Annotated in this window: 1 protein-coding gene; it reads right to left on the bottom strand. The window is 64.3% G+C overall.

The window, feature by feature from the left end; genetic code table 11:
• Nucleotides 1–33 precede the first annotated feature (33 nt).
• On the bottom strand, nt 34–1,444 hold a 1,411-nt coding region (locus tag AB4Z11_RS31650), incomplete at its 5' end, for a helix-hairpin-helix domain-containing protein (protein ID WP_442030132.1).

Below are 1,444 nucleotides of genomic sequence, written 5' to 3'. Positions count from 1 at the left end.
GCGTAGGGCGGATCATCGATCCGCCGAGTTTGCTTAGCCGCGCAGCTTGGCGAAGGCGGCTGCCATCGAGCCCTGCACGGCCGGCTCGCGCGACTGCTGCTTCTGCTGCTGGCCCATGGCGCGGCGGTCGTTGCGGTCACTGCGCTGCTCGGGACGCGAACCGGCCGCCGGTGCGCTGTCCGTGAGGCGCATGGTCAGTGCAATGCGCTTGCGCTTCACGTCCACTTCCAGCACCTTGACCTTGACCACCTGGCCGGCTTTCACCACCGTGTGCGGGTCTTTAACAAACGTATTCGACAGTGCGGAGATGTGCACCAGGCCGTCCTGATGCACGCCGATGTCCACGAAGGCGCCAAACGCGGCCACATTGGTCACCACGCCTTCCAGGATCATGTCCGGACGCAGGTCGGAAATTTCCTCCACGCCTTCCTTGAAGGTGGCGGTGGTGAATTCCGGACGCGGATCGCGGCCCGGCTTTTCCAGTTCCTTGATGATGTCGGTCACGGTTGGCACACCGAACTGCTCGTCGGCGTACTTGGCCGGGGACAGCGATTTCAGCAGCTTGCCGTCGCCGATCACGCCCTTGATGTCCTTCTTGATATCGGCCAGGATCTTCTCGACCACCGGATACGATTCCGGGTGCACGGCCGACGCATCCAGCGGATTCTCGCTGCCATTGATGCGCAGGAAGCCCGCCGCTTGCTCAAAGGTCTTGTCGCCCAGGCGCGGCACGCTCTCCAGCGCGGCACGCGAGGCGAAAGCGCCCTTCAGGTCGCGGTAGGACACGATGCTCTGCGCCACGCTCGACGACAGGCCGGASAYGCGCGCCAGCAGCGSCRCSGAWGCMGTATTCACGTCCACGCCCACGGCGTTCACGCAATCYTCGACCACKGCGTCCAGGGTGCGCGCCAGCTGGGTTTGCGAAACGTCGTGCTGGTACTGGCCCACGCCGATGGATTTCGGATCGATCTTCACCAGCTCGGCCAGCGGGTCCTGCAGGCGGCGGGCAATCGACACCGCACCGCGCAAGGACACGTCCAGCTCCGGCAACTCTTTCGAAGCGTATTCGGACGCCGAGTACACCGAAGCGCCCGCCTCGGACACCACGATCTTGGTCAGCTTCAGTTCTGCATTCTGCTTGATCAGGTCAGCCGCCAGCTTGTCCGTTTCGCGGGAAGCGGTGCCGTTGCCGATCGAAATCAGGGACACATTGTGCTTGGCCGCCAGCTGCGACAAGGTGTGCAGTGCACCGTGCCAGTCATTGCGCGGCTGGTGTGGATAAATGGTGGCAGTATCCACAACCTTGCCGGTGGAATCGACCACCGCCACCTTCACGCCGGTGCGCAGGCCCGGGTCCAGGCCCATGGTGGCGCGCTGGCCGGCCGGCGCCGCCAGCAGCAGGGCTTTCAGGTTGGTGGCAAAGACATTGATTGCCTCCAGCTCT

Source organism: Pseudoduganella sp. RAF53_2 (assembly GCF_052113985.1).
Taxonomy (GTDB): Bacteria; Pseudomonadota; Gammaproteobacteria; order Burkholderiales; family Burkholderiaceae_D; genus Rugamonas.
This window is presented reverse-complemented; position numbering and strand designations above follow the sequence as displayed.